This window comes from Bacillus sp. FSL R9-9497, from assembly GCF_038005805.1.
GTDB lineage: Bacteria > Bacillota > Bacilli > Bacillales > Bacillaceae_G > Bacillus_A > Bacillus_A cereus.
Window position 1 is genome coordinate 5,186,693 of sequence record NZ_JBBOTY010000001.1, and the last position, 17,850, is coordinate 5,204,542.

A 17,850-nucleotide genomic window follows, 5' to 3' on the forward strand; every position below is an offset into this window, starting at 1 on the left:
CCTGTTTTATGTTTTTATTACTTAAGACCGTATTTCTTATTGAAGCGGTCAACGCGTCCGTCTGCAGTAGCAAACTTCTGACGTCCAGTGTAGAATGGGTGAGAATCAGAACTGATCTCAACTTTTAGTAATGGATAAGTGTTACCATCTTCCCACTCAACAGTTTCGTTAGATCCTTTAGTAGATCCGCTTAAGAATTTGAAGCCTGTGTTTGTGTCCATGAATACAACTTTCTTGTAATCTGGGTGAATTCCTGCTTTCATTCTTTTCATCTCCTTCCGCCCTGAATCATTTTCGAAACAGAGTTTTTCATCTTCAGCTGCATACACAACTATATTGATGAAACACATATGATGAAATTATAACAAGGCTAACTTCATTTTGCAACTACCTGTTTTTGTCTTTTTAATTTTAAAAGCGCAAGCGGCTCGTTCAGAATGGGAGGGGGATGGAGCTTCTGACGTAGAGGCGCTTTTTGCCTCGTAGGAAGACGCGAAGCCACCGACCATTCTAGCCGCTGGAGCTGGATATTAAATTTAAAGTGGAGGTGGCTCGCTCAGCTCTGACCAGTTAAGGTTCTTTCGCCCTAAAGGTGCTTTTTACCTTTCGGGCGGAAGGTTCTTAGATGCGAAGAGCTAGCCACCGGAACTGGATATCATTTAAAAGCAGAAGCGGCTCGTTCAAAATCGCAGGGCATTGGAACTCTCGACCTTGAAGCGCTTTTTGCTTCGAGCGAGAGAGTGAAATGACCGGAGATTTTAGCCGCTGGAGCTCGATATCACCTTAAAGCGCACGCGGCTCGTTCAGAATGGGAGGGGGGATGGAGCTTCTGACGTAGAGGTGCTTTTTACCTCGTAGGAAGACGCGAAGCCACCGACCATTCTAGCCGCTGGAGCTGGATATTATCTTAAAGTGGAGACGGCTCGTTTAGCTCTGACTGGCTAAGGTTCTCTCACTTATCTCTCTCTTTAATATCACCTAAACAGCATAAAAAACTCGCTTACTATAAAATAAGCGAGTCCTGATTTTTCCCTTTACTTAGTTGTTACATACCTTTTTGAGTCTGCAACAATGTTTTGTAAAAACTCTTCATTTGTCTTAGTTTGACGAAGCTTACGTAAGAAACTTTCAACGAAGTCTGGTGTATCACGCATTGTTTTACGAATGCCCCATAACTTGTCTAAATGTTCTTTTGGAATTAATAGATCTTCTTTACGTGTACCAGAACGGCGAATATCGATCGCCGGGAAGATACGACGTTCAGCTAATGAACGATCTAAGTGAAGTTCCATATTTCCAGTTCCTTTAAATTCCTCGTAAATAACATCGTCCATACGGGATCCTGTATCAACAAGGGCTGTTGCTAAAATTGTTAAGCTACCGCCTTCTTCAATATTACGCGCAGCTCCAAAGAAACGCTTCGGTCTATGGAAGGCGGCTGGATCGATACCACCTGATAATGTTCTACCACTTGGTGGAATAACGAGGTTGTAAGCTCGAGCTAAACGGGTAATACTATCCATTAAAATGATAACATCTTTCTTGTGCTCTACAAGACGCATCGCACGTTCTAACACAAGCTCAGCTACTTTAATATGATTTTCTGGTACTTCATCAAAAGTAGAACTTACAACATCTCCTTTAACAGAACGTTCAATGTCTGTTACTTCCTCTGGACGCTCATCAATTAAAAGTACAATTAATTCTGCTTCCGGATGATTTGTTGTAACACTATGCGCGATTTCTTTTAATAGACTTGTTTTACCAGCCTTTGGAGGCGCAACAATTAAACCACGTTGTCCAAATCCAACTGGTGCGATTAAATCCATGATGCGTGTCGGTAACTTTTTCGGTTCCGTTTCCAATTTCATTTGGCGATCTGGGTATAATGGTGTTAATGCAGGGAAATGCACACGCTCTTTTGCTGAATCTGGATCATCTCCGTTTACAGCTTCAACTTGTAATAACCCAAAATAGCGTTCATTTTCTTTCGGAGGTCGTACTTTACCAGAAACCTTGTCTCCATTACGTAAATCGAAACGACGAATTTGCGAAGCTGAGATATAAATATCTTCTGAGCTTGGAGAATAGTTGATAGGACGTAGGAATCCAAATCCTTCTGATTGAATAATTTCTAATACGCCTTCCATGAAAAAGAAACCTTCTTTTTCTGCTCGAGCTTTCAAAATGGAAAAAATTAACTCTTTTTTCGTTAACTTGCTATAATACGAAATCTTAAATTCTTTCGCAAGCTCGTATAACTCTTTTAATTTCATGTTTTCTAATGCTGCAATTGACAAATTCATTCAGACACCACACTTTAACGTTATTCTCTTTTTTCATGGGTAAAGGGAAAAAATACGGAAGGCAAATAATTAATAATGAAAGGCAATAAGTTCAAGTAGGGTAATATTCACTATTGTAACCCTTTTATCTAGTTTTAATCAATACGTTGGAACACAAATACAAGAAGCGAAGACAAGAAAATTTGTCTTCGCTTCTTATTTAATTTAGTTCCAGCTCCGATAGTTAGAAAAGTCGACCATTTTAACCTTTCTGAGCGAGCCGCTTGCACTTTTTATTTAATCCAGCTTCAGCAGCTAGAATGGTCGGTGGCTTCACTTCTTCCTGCGAGGCAAAAAGCGCCTCTTCGTCAGAAGCTCCATCCCCCTCCCATTCTGAACAAGCTGCTTACGCTTTTTACTTAATCCAGTTCCAGCGGCTAGAATCTCCGGTCATTTCACTCTCTCACTCGAAGCAAAGAGCGCTTCAAGGTCGAGAGCTCCAATGCCCTGCGATTCTGAACGAGCCGCTTGCACTTTTTATTTAATAACTAAGTTCGGTTTTTTATTTAAGCTATGACGACCATCTACGAAGCGAACTGTGCCTGATTTTGCGCGCATAACAAGGGATTGCGTTGTTCCTACGCTACCTTTAAATTGAACACCGCGTAATAGTTCTCCATCTGTTACGCCTGTTGCTGCAAAGATTGCATCGTCACCTTTTACTAAGTCCTCCATACGAAGGATACGATTAATGTCTTCTATGCCCATTTTTTTACAACGTGCTAATTCAGCTTCGTTTTGTGGCAATAGTTTTCCGTGAATTTCTCCACCTAAACATTTTAAAGCAACTGCTGCTAATACACCTTCAGGTGCTCCACCAGATCCAAATAAAATATCTACACCTGTACGATCAAACGCTGTATTAATCGCTCCAGCTACATCTCCATCATTAATCAATTTAATGCGAGCACCAGCTTTACGAATTTCTTCGATAATTTCTTGATGACGTGGACGATTTAAAACTGTCGCTACAACATCTTCAATATCTTTATTTTTCGCTTTCGCAACTGCACGTAAGTTATCAATAATAGGCGCATCAATATCGACCGCCCCAACTGCTTCCGGGCCAACCGCGATTTTATCCATGTACATGTCAGGGGCATGTAACAAATTACCGTGGTCTGCAATTGCAATAACAGCAAGAGCATTCCAGCCACCAGCTGCTACGATGTTTGTCCCTTCTAAAGGATCAACCGCAACGTCTACACGTGGTCCATATCCTGTACCCAATTTCTCTCCGATATATAGCATTGGTGCTTCATCCATCTCACCTTCACCAATTACAACTGTACCTTTCATCGGAATTGTATCAAATACATCACGCATAGCTGATGTTGCTGCACCGTCTGCCTCATCCTTTTTCCCGCGCCCCATCCAACGCGCTGATGATAAAGCTGCAGCCTCTGTTACACGTACTAACTCCATAGATAAACTTCTTTCCACGATAATCCCTCTCCTTTAAGTCTTTATATTTCTGCCGTATTTTGTGAACCGTGTTTTTCTATAAAGTGTACTTCCGCAAGTAGTGATGCTTCGCTCCCCCCTTGCGGAAGTATCACTTATGCGTTCTTCATTTCTTCAATTTCTTGCTTTGTCATTTGTTCTCGCCAAATGTTTGCTCCAAGCCCTTTAAGCTTGTCCACTATATTCTCATAACCTCGATCAATATGCTCAAGTCCTGTTACTTCTGTAATTCCATCTGCCATTAAACCTGCAATAACAAGTGCCGCTCCTGCTCGTAAATCACTCGCCTTCACTTTTGCACCTTGCAGTAACACAGGACCAGTTACAATTGCCGAACGACCCTCTACTTTAATTTGAGCATTCATACGACGTAATTCATCAATGTGTTTGAAACGGGCACCGTAAATTGTATCTGTTACAACTCCCGTCCCGTGCGCCTTTGTTAAAAGCGTCGTAAACGGCTGTTGTAAATCCGTTGGAAAACCTGGATATACAAGCGTTTTGATATCAACTACTTTTAACTTTCTATTACCGTTCACCGTAATTTGATCATCGTTCGTTTCAACTTGAACACCAGCTTCTCTTAGCTTTGCAGTAACTGATTCTAAATGCTGAGGAATAACATTATCAACCGTTACTTCTCCTCCTGATGCAGCTCCTAGAATCATATACGTACCAGCTTCAATACGATCTGGGATGATAGTATGGTGACAACCATGTAAAGAGTCCACACCATCTATTCGGATTACATCTGTACCAGCACCTTTAATACGTGCCCCCATGCTTGTTAACAATGTAGCTACATCAATAATCTCGGGCTCTTTCGCTGCATTTTCAATAACAGTTCTACCTTTTGCTCGTACAGCTGCTAGCATAATATTAATCGTAGCTCCTACACTAACAACATCTAAATAAATACGTGCCCCGCGTAGCTCATCTGCTCTTAAATAGATGGCACCTTGTTCATTCGTAACATGTGCACCTAGCGCTTCAAACCCTTTAATATGCTGATCAATCGGCCTCGGTCCTAAATGACATCCACCCGGAAGCCCAATAACAGCTTTTTTAAAACGGCCAAGCATTGCACCCATTAAATAATAAGAAGCGCGCAATTTTTTCACTTTTCCATTTGGCAAAGGCATTGCAACCATGTTAGAAGGATCGACTACCATCTCCTCCTCCTGTCCATAAGTTACTTTCCCTCCAATTTCCTCTAGTAAGTCTCCTAACATTTTCACGTCCGAAATATTAGGGACACCACCAATAGTTACTGGAGTATCTGCTAAAATTGTCGCTGGAATTAATGCAACGGCACTGTTCTTTGCACCACTTACTCGAATTGTTCCATTTAAAGCTCTTCCGCCTTCAATTAGCAATTTTTCCATATTGAGCTCCCTTCTTGTGAATGTATTTACTTTCTATCTTTTTATAGAAAGCTCCCCTTAAGAATCTCAATTACTCTTTCCATCCCAAAACTCAATAAATAGGAAACCATTATCTTCATTTCTCCTGTAGCACGAATAGATAAAGATCAACTATTCATCGAATTCACTTTATCAATTTAGATACGTTATCACATTTATTAATAGGACTATGCACATTATTTTCTATTTAAAAACAAAAATGATAAAATCTTTAGACTTGTTCACGCTTTCATTATACAACGAAAGGAAACCGTCTAAAAGACTAGACGGTTTCCAAAACGGAATTTTATTCTTACGCTTTACCGTTAGAACCGAATTCGCGAATTTTACCAATAACAGTTGCTTTGATAGCGTCGCGGCCAGGTCCGATAAATTTACGAGGATCGTAAACTTCTTGGTCTTTGTTTAATACTTCACGAACAGCTTTTGTAAACTCGATTTGGTTCTCAGTGTTTACGTTGATTTTTGAAGTACCTAAAGAGATAGCTTTTTCGATATCAGCAGTTGGGATACCAGTACCACCATGTAATACTAAAGGTACGCCAGTGAAGTCACGAACTTGTTCCATTTCAGCGAATCCTAAGTTAGGCTCACCTTTGTAAGGACCGTGTACAGAACCTAAAGCTGGAGCTAGGCAATCGATACCTGTTGCTTCAACAAGGTGCTTACACTCTGCTGGGTCAGCGTAAATTACGCCTTCAGCGATTACGTCGTCTTCTTGTCCGCCAACTGTTCCAAGCTCAGCTTCAACAGATACGTTACGAGCGTGTGCGTATTCTACTACTTGTTTAGTAGTTTCAACGTTTTCTTCGAATGGGTGGTGAGAAGCGTCGATCATTACAGATGTGAAACCTGCATCGATTGCTTCTTTACATTTTTCGAAGCTTGAACCATGATCAAGGTGAATCGCTACAGGAACAGTGATGTTCATTTCTTCGATTAAAGCTTTAACCATAGCTACAACTGTTTTGAAACCAGTCATATGACGAGCTGCACCCTCAGATACACCTAGGATTACAGGAGATTTTTCTTCTTCCGCAGCAGCTAAGATAGCTTGAGTCCACTCTAAGTTGTTCATGTTGAATTGACCAACTGCGTATTTTCCTTCTAGTGCTTTGTTTAGCATTTCTTTCATAGAAACTAAAGGCATGGTGAATCCTCCTAAAAAACGTTTTTTGTATCCGATAAGTTCTTATCGCTGGTAGTATGACCAGAATAAGGTAAAATATGTATATATACATACCGGACTTTTTTCTACACTCAATAGGATAACAACTTGTACTCAAAAACTCAACCGTATTCACCTGCACAATAGTCCATGTAAACGCTTTTTTCCATATTTTTTATAAAAAATTCATTTTTACGCCTCTACAGCGAGCTCATTTCTCACAGCTTGACGAATTTCATCAATATCAAATGGTTTAGCAAAATGCATTAAAGCACCTAAATCTTTTGCTTCTTGGATCATATCAAGCTCTCCATAAGCAGTCATTAAAATTACTTTAATACTCTCATCAATTTCTTTTACATGCTTTAAAATCTCTATACCATCCATGCCTGGAATTTTCATATCTAACACTACTAAATCTGGATTATCTTTTTTCACGATATCTAAAGCTTGAAATCCATTTGCTGCTTGGAATGTCTGATAACCTTCTTTTTGGAACACTTCATGTAATAACACACGAATCCCATATTGATCATCAACGATTAAAATTTTACCTTCCATAATTCCCAACCTTTCTGTGTAAGTACAAGATTTAAAGCTTCTTATATCTTAACGATTTATTTTCGCTATTCTTTGGCAAATTCCTTCCTATTCTTTCTTATTTTACCGTTTCCTATTTTGTTATGCTACCCTACGATTTCACCTTTCTAAAAAAATAAACTATAATGAAAGCCGGCAAACACGTACGAAGGGAGTAACATTATGTTAAAAATTTTTTCAACTCAATTAAGTGGTTATTTCTCCAGAGTTTCTCAAAAAGAAGAAATGAATATAGAAGATAGCGCTCGTTTACTTGCTCAAGCACTAGTTGGCGATGGTTTCATTTATTTACATGGTACAAATGAAATGGAGGGCGTTGTTGCCGAGGCACTATTCGGTGCTGAACCAATGAAGCAAGCAAAACGCTTATTTGAAAATGGTAAAGAAGCAGAAGTAACCTCTGCGGATCGTGTACTTCTTATTAGCCGTTTTTCAACAGATGAAGCGGTTGTAGAAATTGCAAAAAAACTACAAGAAGAGGGACACTCTATTGTCGGCATTTCTGCTCTTCAAGAAGGTACGGAATCACTCGAACGATATACAGACGTACATATTGATACAAAACTGTTAAAAGGTCTTATTCCAGATGATGAAGGTAATCGCTACGGATTCCCAAGTTTAATAGTAGCTTTATTTGCTTATCACGGAATCAAATTCACAATCGATGAAATGTTAAATGAATATTAAAAAAAGCGCCTTATTTCAGGCGCTTTTTTTATTACTTGCTCTCTTTATTCGTAATAGAAGCTCTTACGAAGTCATGGAACAATGGTTGTGGACGGTTTGGACGAGAAACAAGTTCTGGGTGGAACTGTGCTGCCACGAACCAAGGATGGTCTTTTAATTCAATGATTTCAACTAGACGGCCGTCTGGGCTTGTACCAGAGAATACAAATCCTTCTTTTTCCATATCCGGACGGAACTGGTTGTTGAACTCATAACGATGACGATGACGCTCATATACAACCGGCTCATTATAAGCATTGTAAGCATTGGTTTCTTCAGCAAGCTTACATGGGTATAGACCAAGACGAAGTGTACCACCTAGGTCCTCTACATCTTTTTGTTCTGGTAATAAGTCGATGATTGCATATGGTGTGTCAGGGTTGATTTCAGAAGAGTTAGCACCTTCTAAACCTAATACATTACGTGCGAATTCGATTGATGCAAGTTGCATACCTAAGCAAATTCCTAAGAATGGAACTTTGTTTTCACGAGCATATTGAATCGCAACGATTTTACCTTCTACACCACGATCGCCGAAGCCACCTGGTACAAGGATACCATCTGTATCGCCAACTAATTCTTTTACGTTTTCTGCTGTTACGTGCTCAGCATTTACCCATTTTACTTCTACATCTGTGTCGAATGAGTAACCAGCATGACGAAGTGCTTCTACAACAGAAATATAAGCATCTTGAAGTTCTACATATTTACCAACAAGAGCGATTTTTGTTTTCTTAGAAAGATTACGCACTTTGTTAACTAGCGCAGTCCACTCTGTCATATCTGCAGCTGGATTGTCTAATTTTAAGTGGTCACAAACGATTTGGTCCATGTTTTGTTCTTGAAGAGATAATGGAACCGCATATAAAGTATCTGCATCGCGAGCTTCGATAACTGCTTTTGTATCAATGTCACAGAATAATGCAAGCTTGTCTTTCATATCTTGAGAAACAGGCATTTCTGTACGAACAACGATAATGTTTGGCTGAATACCTAAGCTACGAAGTTCTTTAACACTATGTTGTGTTGGTTTTGTCTTCATTTCACCCGCTGCTTTTAAGTACGGGATTAACGTACAGTGAATGTACATTACATTGTCACGACCGATGTCGCTCTTAATTTGACGGATTGCTTCTAAGAATGGTAGAGACTCGATATCACCAACTGTTCCACCGATTTCTGTAATAACAACATCCGCATTTGTTTCACGGCCAGAACGATATACGCGCTCTTTAATTTCGTTAGTAATGTGAGGAATAACTTGAACTGTTCCTCCTAAATATTCACCGCGACGCTCTTTTTGAAGAACTGAAGAGTAAATTTTACCTGTTGTTACGTTGCTGTATTTGTTTAAGTTAATGTCGATGAAACGCTCATAGTGACCAAGGTCTAAGTCAGTTTCTGCGCCATCATCTGTTACGAATACCTCACCGTGTTGATATGGGCTCATAGTCCCTGGGTCTACGTTAATGTATGGATCAAACTTTTGAATCGTTACGTTTAAACCACGATTTTTTAAAAGTCTTCCAAGAGATGCTGCTGTAATACCTTTTCCTAAAGACGATACTACACCGCCTGTTACAAAAATATACTTAGTCATGAAAAAGCTCCCTTCTATTTTGCTGTTATATAATCACCGTTGCAAAGCGCAACGTATGTAGATAACACTGTATCCATCTTATTGTTAGACTCTTTTTATTTTCTAAACAAAAAACAAAAAAGAAAATTGCTCCCCTCATCACAAAAAGTAATAAGTAGGGAGCAATTTTCTTTTATATTTACACTTTAAAAGTATTATCGTCCTTTTTTAAAGAGCCCAAAAATGATTCTACATGGACGATAATGAAAAGTCAAGAACTACAGTTCTTCCTCTTCTTCTTCTTCAGTTTCATCATACTCAAGTTCTTCTTCAGCGAAGTCGTCGTCATCTTCGTCTAAATCATCAAGATCGTCGTCATCTCCGTCTTCTTCTTCAAGAACTTTGTCCAAATCTTCTACATCGTCTTCTTCTTCAATTACGTCTGCATCGTCGAAGTCATCTTCGTCTTCTTCAATGTAGTCGTCAAAACCGTCTTCTTCAACTTTACGTTTCTTCTTCGGTTTTGGTTGAGGCAAGATTTCTTCATCAATTTGCTCATATGGGTACCAGCTGCGTAGTCCCCAACGATTTTCTCCTAAATTAATGAAACGTCCATCGATGTTTAAGTCTGTATAAAATTGTGCGATTTTCGCATTAACTTGCTCTTGAGATAGTCCCAGCACTTGAGCGATTTCTTGAACCAACTCGTTGAATGTCGTTGCTTGTTTTTTATCCCCTAAAACGCTATGTACAACTTCAATCATTGAACATTCTTTTAGCTCTTCTGGTGAATATTGCTTAAAATCCACTTATGCGGCACTTCCTTTCATCAAATATAACCTTATATATAACGGCCTGCTTAAAAAAATCCATACTATTCATTATAAACAAAAGTCGCACAAATATGCTACAAAAAAAACGGGAAACTTTTATAGGGTAGTAAAATTATAATTTGTCTGTTCCTTATTTCGGAAGCATATGGGCCCCTTGCAATACATACCTAATTTGCATTTCTGTATATTCTTCGAGCGTATACAGTTTTTGCAGCGCCCAGCGTCTAAATCCCCACATCTGTCCTTGTATAAAAATATTATGCGCAAGAAGCTGTATTTCTTTTTTATTTAATGTAAATGTTCCATTTTCCGTACACTGTTCTAAAATATTCTCGAACATTCCTACCATTTGAAACTCCTTTTCTAATACATACGGAAGTGATTCTTTCGGTAAAAAGCGTACCTCTTGATACATTATCAATACTTCTTCCTGTAATTCGTCCATCACTTTAAAGTAATTCGTTATTGCTATCTTTAAACTTTCTATACTCCCTTTTTCTGTACACACTACTTCCTCTAATCTTTCTTTTACATGTTCATATATACTATCACAAACTAAATATAAAACATCATCTTTGGTACGAATGTACTCATAAAGTGTCCCTATACTAAACCCAGCCGCTTTTGCAATCTCTCTCGTTGTTGTACGCGGAAATCCTTTTTGTTTAAACAGTTGCACCGCACCTTTAATCATTTGTTCACGTCTTAACGCAACTAATTTTTCATCTTTCACCGATGCATGCACATTATGTTTAACCATTCCCTTCACCTCTCTATTATTTTTTGGAAGGAAAAAGCGTAGGAAAATACCTACGCTTTCGTTCCTACTTCGTTAACATACGAGAAATTACAAGCCTCTGAATCTCTTGTGTTCCTTCATATATTTGTGTAATCTTTGCATCTCGCATATAACGCTCTACTGGATAATCTTTCGTATAACCGTAACCACCAAATACTTGCACCGCTTCAGTCGTCACCTTCATCGCTGTATCTCCTGCAAATACTTTTGACATCGCTGATTCTTTTCCATACGGAAGCCCTTCTGATTCAAGCCAAGCCGCTTGATATGTTAAGAGGCGTGCCGCTTCTACATCTGTTGCCATATCCGCAAGTTTAAAGCCAATCCCTTGCTGCGCCGCAATTGGTTTTCCAAATTGATGGCGCTCCCTTGCATATTCTACAGAAGCATCTAAAGCCCCTTGTGCAATACCAACAGCTTGCGCCGCAATACCGTTACGACCTCCATCTAATGTTTGCATCGCAACTTTAAACCCTTGCCCCTCTTCTCCAAGTAGATTCTCTACAGGAATACGGCAATCTTCAAACATAATTTCAGTCGTTGGTGAAGAGCGAATCCCTAGCTTGCTCTCCTTCTTCCCAACTGAAAATCCCGGTGTATCACTTTCTACAATAAATGCACTCGTACCGCGCTGCTTCGATTCAGGATCAGTTAGCGCAAAAACAACATAAATATCAGCAATACCGCCATTTGTAATGAAAATTTTTGATCCATTTAAAATATAATGATCGCCATCTCTCTTTGCGATTGTCTTCATTCCACCAGCATCCGATCCAGATCCTGGCTCCGTTAAGCCATATGCACCAATTTTCTTCCCTTCAGCCATCGGTCGTAAAAACTTTTGCTTTTGCTCTTCCGTCCCAAATTTAAAAATTGGCCATCCCGCAAGTGAAGTATGCGCGGACAGTGTTACACCTGTTGAAGCACAAACGCGAGATAATTCTTCAATAGCGATTACGTACGCTAAGTAATCGCTTCCAATTCCGCCGTACTCTTCAGGCCATGGAATACCAGTTAAACCAAGCTCTGCCATTTGATCAAATAACTCTCGATCAAATCTCTCTTCTTCATCACGCTCAGCTGCTGTTGGTGCCACTTCATTTTTAGCAAAATCTCGAACCATTTTTCTTATCATTTCATGTTCTTCTGATAATTTAAAATGCATCTCCGTCTCCCCCTCGCCCTTTTATAAAGCACGGCTAATAACAAGTTTCTGTATTTCACTTGTTCCTTCATATATTTGCGTGATTTTCGCATCACGGAAAAATCGTTCTACTGGATAGTCTTTCGTATAACCGTAACCACCAAATACTTGTACCGCCTCAATCGCGACTTCAACCGCTGTCTTAGAAGCAAATAATTTCGCAATAGATGCTTCTTTACCGCATGGTAATCCTTGTGCCCTAAGAGATGCCGCTCTATATACGAGTAACCTTGCTGCCTCGACACTTGTTGCCATATCTGCAAGCTTGAAGCCAATTCCTTGCTGCGCCGCAATGGGCTTCCCGAATTGCTCCCTTTCTTTTGCATAATCAATTGCACAGCCAAGCGCCGCTTCAGCAATTCCTAACGCCTGCGCACCGATTCCAATTCGCCCAACATCTAAATTCGCCATCGCCACCTTGAATCCTTGTCCTTCTTCCCCAAGTAAATTCTCAGCTGGCACTTTCATATCTTCAAAAGTAAGTTGTACTGTACGAGAACCGAGAAGTCCCATCTTATGTTCATCTTTTCCAATGATTAAACCAGATGTATCTTTCTCTACTATAAATGCAGAAATACCACTTTTTCCTGCCTCTGGATTTGTAGAAGCGAATACAATGTATGTACTTGCTTCACCACCATTTGTAATAAACACTTTCGATCCATTAATAATATAATGATCACCTTTTTTCACAGCTCTTGATTTCAAACTCCCTGCATCTGATCCTGCATTTGGCTCTGTTAAAGCAAATGCACCTAAATATTCCCCTGTTGCAAGTTTAGAAACATATTTTTTCTTCTGTTCTTCTGTTCCGAAATATAAAATCGGATTCATTCCAACTGACGTATGTACAGCTAAAATTACACCAACTGTTGCACTTACCTTTGAGATTTCCTCAATTGCTAGAATGTAAGAAATAAAGTCCATTTCTGCCCCGCCGTATTTTGCAGGCGCTGGAATACCCATTAATCCAAGCTCACCCATCTTTTGCAAAATCTCTTTCGGGAACACCCCTTGTTCCATACTAGGAACAAAGGGGGCTATTTCCTTCTGTGCAAAATCCCGAACCATTTTCCTCATCATTTGCTGCTCTTCATTAAAACGAAAGTTCATATATTCCGCCTCCATTTGCTATATATCCTTTAAATAATTTGGTAAGACCACTATGTTGTAACAAAGGGGGCATTTATTCGTAAACGTAGAATCCACGACCTGTTTTACGCCCTAACCATCCTGCATTCACATACTTACGTAATAATGGACATGGGCGATATTTACTATCTCCTAATCCTTCATGCAACACTTCCATAATGTATAAACACGTATCTAAACCGATAAAATCAGCGAGTGTCAAAGGCCCCATCGGATGGTTCATACCAAGCTTCATGACTTCATCAATTGCTTCTTTCGTCGCTACACCTTCATATAACGTATAAATTGCTTCGTTAATCATCGGTAGTAAAATGCGGTTTGATACAAAACCTGGGAAATCATTCACTTCAACTGGTACTTTCCCAATTTTTTTCGTAATATCTTCAATTGCTTCATATACCGCATCATCGGTAGCCAAACCACGAATAATCTCAACAAGCTTCATAACTGGAACTGGATTCATAAAGTGCATACCGATTACTTTTTCCGGACGCTTCGTTACCGCTGCAATTTCTGTAATTGGCAGAGATGACGTATTCGTCGCTAAAATTGCGTGTTCTGGAGCAATTTCATCTAGATTCGCAAAGATTTTCTTTTTAATATCCATTTTCTCAACAGCTGCTTCAATAATAAGATCCGCTTCTTTCACACAATCTAAATCAAGCGTTACTGTAAGACGATTTAATGTCGCTTCCTTCTCTTCTTCCTTCATGCGTCCTTTTTCTACTTGGCGGGCTAAGTTTTTCGTAATGATAGCCAATCCTCTATCTAATTGCTCTTGCTTTAAATCTTGTACCTTCACGTCATATCCTGCCATTGCACATACTTGTGCAATTCCTGACCCCATTTGCCCTGCACCAATTACAACAATGTTTTGTACACCCATTTTTTCTTCCCCCTTAATTGTTAATAAATTTTATACCCTCGAACTTTAATTAGTGAACTTCAATCATCACTGCGTCCCCTTGACCGCCACCGCTACAAATCGAAGCAATTCCAATTCCGCCGCCGCGCTGCTTAAGTGCATGGATTAGTGTAACGATAATGCGCGCTCCGCTTGCTCCAATTGGATGTCCCATCGCTACCGCGCCGCCATTTACATTCAATTTTTCCGGATCAATTCCTGCGATTTCTGTACTTGCAATTGCTACCGCTGCAAATGCTTCATTAATCTCGAATAAATCGATGTCTTCAATTTTCTTGCCTGTTTTTTCAAGCAATGCGTTAATTGCATAACCTGGCGTTCTTGGGAAATCTTTAGATTCCACTGCAATTGCTGTATGCGCCAAAATTGTCGCTAATGGCTTTCTTCCTTCTTGCTTCGCTCTGTCTTCGCTCATTAATACAAGTGCGGCACCACCATCATTTATTCCCGGGGCATTACCAGCTGTCACCGTCGCTGTCTTATCAAATACAGGTTTTAACTTTGCTAACTTTTCAATCGTTGTATCTTCACGTGGCGCCTCATCCTTTGCAACGACAATAGGATCGCCTTTTCTTTGCGGAATCGTTACTGGCACGATTTCCTCTTCAAAACGCCCTTCTTTATGCGCTGAAACCGCACGCTGATGGCTACGATATGCCCATTCATCTTGCGCTTCGCGAGAAATTCCATCTTCCTTCGCAACTTCTCCACCATAAACACCCATGTGTGTACCTGAAAATGCGCATGTTAAACCGTCAGCAACGTTTAAATCAACAACTTCGTTGTTACCCATTCTGTATCCCCATCTTGCTCCGCGTAAAATGTAAGGACTGTTACTCATCGACTCCATACCGCCGGCTACAATCAGTGATTGATCGCCAGTACGAATAATCTGATCCGCTAACGTAACCGCACGAAGTCCTGATGCACAAACTTTATTCACTGTTTCCGTCTGCACTTCCCAAGGGATTCCAGCAGCCCTCGCAGCTTGGCGCGATGGAATTTGCCCCTGTCCACCTTGAATAACCGTTCCAAATATAACTTCTTCAACATCACTAGCCGCAACATTTGCTCTTTCCAGCGCTGCTTTAATTGCAATTCCTCCAAGTTCCGTCGCTTTTACATCTTTTAAAGATCCTCCAAATTTTCCAACTGGTGTTCTTGCAGCACTTAAAATAACTGTTTTACTCATGTTTCTTTCCCCCATTTCATTTTTTAACACTGAGCGCTCGCTCGGTATCCCTACGTTGAGAAGAGGTGCAATCATTGCACCTCTTTCTAAAGTTGTATACATTCTTACAAATTACATCGCTTCTTTTTTCTGTCCGATAACAGATCGTTCTAAAATCTCTGTCACATCAAGAGTTTGAACCTTCTCTTCTACCTCTTTCGCTTTCGTTCCATCACTGATCATCGTTAAGCAATATGGACAACCTGTACCGATAATGGATGGCTGTACAGCTAATGCTTGTTCTGTACGAGCAACGTTAATACGTGAACCTGTTGTTTCTTCCATCCACATTAAGCCACCACCTGCGCCACAGCACATTCCCGTTTCACGGTTACGTGCCATTTCTACAAGATTCACTCCAGGAATCGCTTTCAAAATGTCACGTGGCGCTTCATACACTTCGTTGTATCTTCCTAAATAACAGGAATCATGGTACGTAACTGTTTCTTCAATAGCGTGAACAGGCTTTAAGCGCCCTTCTTTCACCCACTGAGCTAACAATTCTGTATGATGATAGACTTCTGCTTGCAAGCCAAAGTCCGGATACTCATTTTTAAATGTGTTATAAGCATGAGGATCAATCGTAACGATTTTCTTCACTCCTGCCTTTTCAAATTCTTCGATATTCTTTGTCGCCATCTCTTGGAATACAAATTCATTTCCAAGGCGGCGTGGTGTATCTCCAGAATTCTTTTCTTTATTACCGAGAATTGCGAATGAAATGCCTGCTTCGTTCATTAACTTCGCAAACGATATCGCAATCTTCTGACTACGATTGTCGTATGATCCCATTGAACCAACCCAGAATAAATACTCGAATTCCTCCCCAGCTTTTGATTTTTCTTTTACAGTTGGAACTGTTACTTCGTCATCACCTTGGCGCCATGTTTCACGCTCTTTACGGTTCAGCCCCCACGGATTTCCTTGACGCTCGATATTTGTCATCGCGCGTTGTGCTTCCGCGTCCATTTTCCCTTCAGTTAAGACGAGATATCGACGTAAATCAATAATTTTATCAACATGCTCATTCATAACTGGGCATTGATCTTCACAGTTACGACACGTTGTACATGCCCAAATCTCTTCTTCTGTAATAACATCTCCGATTAAACTCGGATCGTAAGCGAGCGTTGTAGACGCTGATTCTTGTTGTCCTTTTCCAGCTGCCATCATCGCTAACTGATTTCCTTGTGTATTATTGAAGGCAACTACTGGAACCCACGGTGCTTTTGATGTTACCGCAGCTCCTTTATCAGTTAAATGATCGCGAAGTTTTAAAATTAAGTCCATCGGCGATAACATTTTTCCTGTTCCTGTTGCCGGACACATATTTGTACAACGGCCACACTCTACACAAGCGTATAAGTCAATAAGTTGATTTTGTCTAAAGTCTTCAATTTTACCAACACCAAATGTTTCTTGCGTTTCATCTTCAAAATCAATCTTTTCAAGCTTCCCTGGGTTTGAAAGACGACCGAAGAATACATTAGCTGGTCCTGCAATTAAATGCGCATGTTTTGATTGTGGAACATACACTAAAAACGTTAACAAAATTAGTAAATGCACCCACCAAGAAAAATAGAACACTGAAATGGCTACGGTTTCATTTACCCCGCTAAAAACGTAAGCGATTGCAGAAGCAATTGGTTCACTCCATGAAAGCTCCTCGCCATGCCATATAAGTCCCATACCGTTACCAAGTAGCACAGAAATCATTAAACCACCGATAAAGATAAGAACAAGACCTGATTTGAAGTTACGTTTTAAACGAACAAGCTTTTCTACATAACGTCTATGAAAAGCCCAAAATACTGCAATTAAAATAACAAGTGTGACAATTTCCTGGAAGAATGTAAATGCAGGGTATAGTGGTCCAAGTGGAAGATGTGATCCTGGTGCGAGTCCTTTCCAAACGAAGTCAATTGCTCCAAATTGGACAAGAATAAATCCGTAAAAGAACATAACGTGAATGATGCCGCTTTTCTTATCTTTCAGCAGCTTTTTCTGACCGAAAACATTGACCTTAAGGAGATCCCAACGCTCTTTAAAACGACGGTCAAACTCAATTTTTTTTCCTAATTGTATGTAGGCCATTCTCGTCCGTATAAGATATACAAACAAATATCCTGCATAAGCAATAACAGCAATGGCAGCCAGCCAATTAATAATCAGTAAGCTATTCATTTTTATGCTACCCCTCTCTTTGTAAGCCCTCTTTCTTTTTGAATCTTCAAAAATATATAATTTTCTGAATTATATCCCCTATCCCCATTATATAATGAGTGAGCATTCAGTCAACAGTTTTTTGTTATAGAACAACACATTTTTTCATAAAGCTGTTTATTTCGGTGAAACTATAAAGTGAAACTTTAATCAGTAGGGGCGGTTCTTCCCCCGCTG

The 17,850-nt window shown here is 39.9% G+C and carries 15 protein-coding genes; 1 reads left to right on the forward strand and 14 read right to left on the reverse strand.

Annotated features, from left to right (window positions below; all coding sequences use genetic code 11):
• Nucleotides 1-17: 17 nt before the first annotated feature.
• The 6 genes from MKY21_RS26870 to spo0F form a co-directional block, all read right to left on the reverse strand.
• Nucleotides 18-263 carry a type B 50S ribosomal protein L31 gene (locus MKY21_RS26870; protein WP_000643433.1) on the reverse strand — a complete coding sequence of 82 codons (246 nt, stop codon included), beginning with the start codon at nt 261-263 and terminating at the stop codon, nt 18-20.
• Nucleotides 264-1,034: 771 nt separating this feature from the next.
• Nucleotides 1,035-2,306, reverse strand: coding sequence for a transcription termination factor Rho (rho, locus tag MKY21_RS26875; RefSeq protein WP_001053903.1), 1,272 nt, complete (start codon nt 2,304-2,306; stop codon nt 1,035-1,037).
• A gap of 516 nt (nt 2,307-2,822) precedes the next feature.
• Nucleotides 2,823-3,788 (reverse strand): class II fructose-bisphosphatase, encoded by a 966-nt coding sequence (glpX, locus tag MKY21_RS26880; RefSeq protein ID WP_000442340.1) that lies wholly within the window; start codon nt 3,786-3,788, stop codon nt 2,823-2,825.
• Nucleotides 3,789-3,904: 116 nt separating this feature from the next.
• Nucleotides 3,905-5,194 (reverse strand): UDP-N-acetylglucosamine 1-carboxyvinyltransferase, encoded by a 1,290-nt coding sequence (gene murA, locus MKY21_RS26885; protein WP_000413254.1) that lies wholly within the window; start codon nt 5,192-5,194, stop codon nt 3,905-3,907.
• 331 nt (nt 5,195-5,525) lie between these two features.
• Nucleotides 5,526-6,383 carry a class II fructose-bisphosphate aldolase gene (locus MKY21_RS26890; protein WP_001131855.1) on the reverse strand — a complete coding sequence of 286 codons (858 nt, stop codon included), beginning with the start codon at nt 6,381-6,383 and terminating at the stop codon, nt 5,526-5,528.
• A 210-nt stretch (nt 6,384-6,593) separates the two neighbouring features.
• Complete coding sequence (spo0F, locus tag MKY21_RS26895) at nt 6,594-6,962, reverse strand: sporulation initiation phosphotransferase Spo0F (protein WP_000398594.1); 369 nt, start codon at nt 6,960-6,962, stop codon at nt 6,594-6,596.
• 201 nt (nt 6,963-7,163) lie between these two features.
• On the opposite strand from spo0F, the gene MKY21_RS26900 reads away from it, so the two are divergent.
• Nucleotides 7,164-7,688 carry a DUF2529 domain-containing protein gene (locus MKY21_RS26900; RefSeq protein ID WP_000912402.1) on the forward strand — a complete coding sequence of 175 codons (525 nt, stop codon included), beginning with the start codon at nt 7,164-7,166 and terminating at the stop codon, nt 7,686-7,688.
• A 31-nt stretch (nt 7,689-7,719) separates the two neighbouring features.
• On the opposite strand, the gene pyrG is transcribed toward MKY21_RS26900, so the two are convergent.
• The 8 genes from pyrG to MKY21_RS26940 form a co-directional block, all read right to left on the reverse strand.
• Nucleotides 7,720-9,327 carry a CTP synthase gene (gene pyrG / locus MKY21_RS26905; RefSeq protein ID WP_000170460.1) on the reverse strand — a complete coding sequence of 536 codons (1,608 nt, stop codon included), beginning with the start codon at nt 9,325-9,327 and terminating at the stop codon, nt 7,720-7,722.
• 257 nt (nt 9,328-9,584) lie between these two features.
• Nucleotides 9,585-10,115 (reverse strand): DNA-directed RNA polymerase subunit delta, encoded by a 531-nt coding sequence (rpoE, locus tag MKY21_RS26910; RefSeq protein WP_000346277.1) that lies wholly within the window; start codon nt 10,113-10,115, stop codon nt 9,585-9,587.
• 154 nt (nt 10,116-10,269) lie between these two features.
• The gene (locus MKY21_RS26915) at nt 10,270-10,899 is read right to left on the reverse strand and encodes a TetR/AcrR family transcriptional regulator (RefSeq protein WP_000238599.1); all 630 of its coding nucleotides are present in this window, start codon (nt 10,897-10,899) and stop codon (nt 10,270-10,272) included.
• Between the two features lie 64 nt (nt 10,900-10,963).
• Nucleotides 10,964-12,103 carry an acyl-CoA dehydrogenase AcdA gene (acdA, locus tag MKY21_RS26920; RefSeq protein WP_000545543.1) on the reverse strand — a complete coding sequence of 380 codons (1,140 nt, stop codon included), beginning with the start codon at nt 12,101-12,103 and terminating at the stop codon, nt 10,964-10,966.
• A gap of 21 nt (nt 12,104-12,124) precedes the next feature.
• Nucleotides 12,125-13,255, reverse strand: coding sequence for an acyl-CoA dehydrogenase (locus MKY21_RS26925; RefSeq protein WP_001011181.1), 1,131 nt, complete (start codon nt 13,253-13,255; stop codon nt 12,125-12,127).
• A gap of 73 nt (nt 13,256-13,328) precedes the next feature.
• A complete protein-coding gene (locus MKY21_RS26930) occupies nt 13,329-14,180 on the reverse strand; it encodes a 3-hydroxybutyryl-CoA dehydrogenase (RefSeq protein WP_000538874.1) in 852 nt (283 codons plus the stop codon).
• Nucleotides 14,181-14,229: 49 nt separating this feature from the next.
• Nucleotides 14,230-15,513, reverse strand: a complete 1,284-nt coding sequence (locus MKY21_RS26935) for an acetyl-CoA C-acetyltransferase (RefSeq protein WP_137074019.1) — start codon at nt 15,511-15,513, stop codon at nt 14,230-14,232.
• A gap of 9 nt (nt 15,514-15,522) precedes the next feature.
• Nucleotides 15,523-17,634: a heterodisulfide reductase-related iron-sulfur binding cluster gene (locus MKY21_RS26940; RefSeq protein ID WP_001086779.1), complete on the reverse strand. Its 2,112-nt coding sequence runs from the start codon at nt 17,632-17,634 to the stop codon at nt 15,523-15,525.
• Nucleotides 17,635-17,850 lie beyond the last annotated feature (216 nt).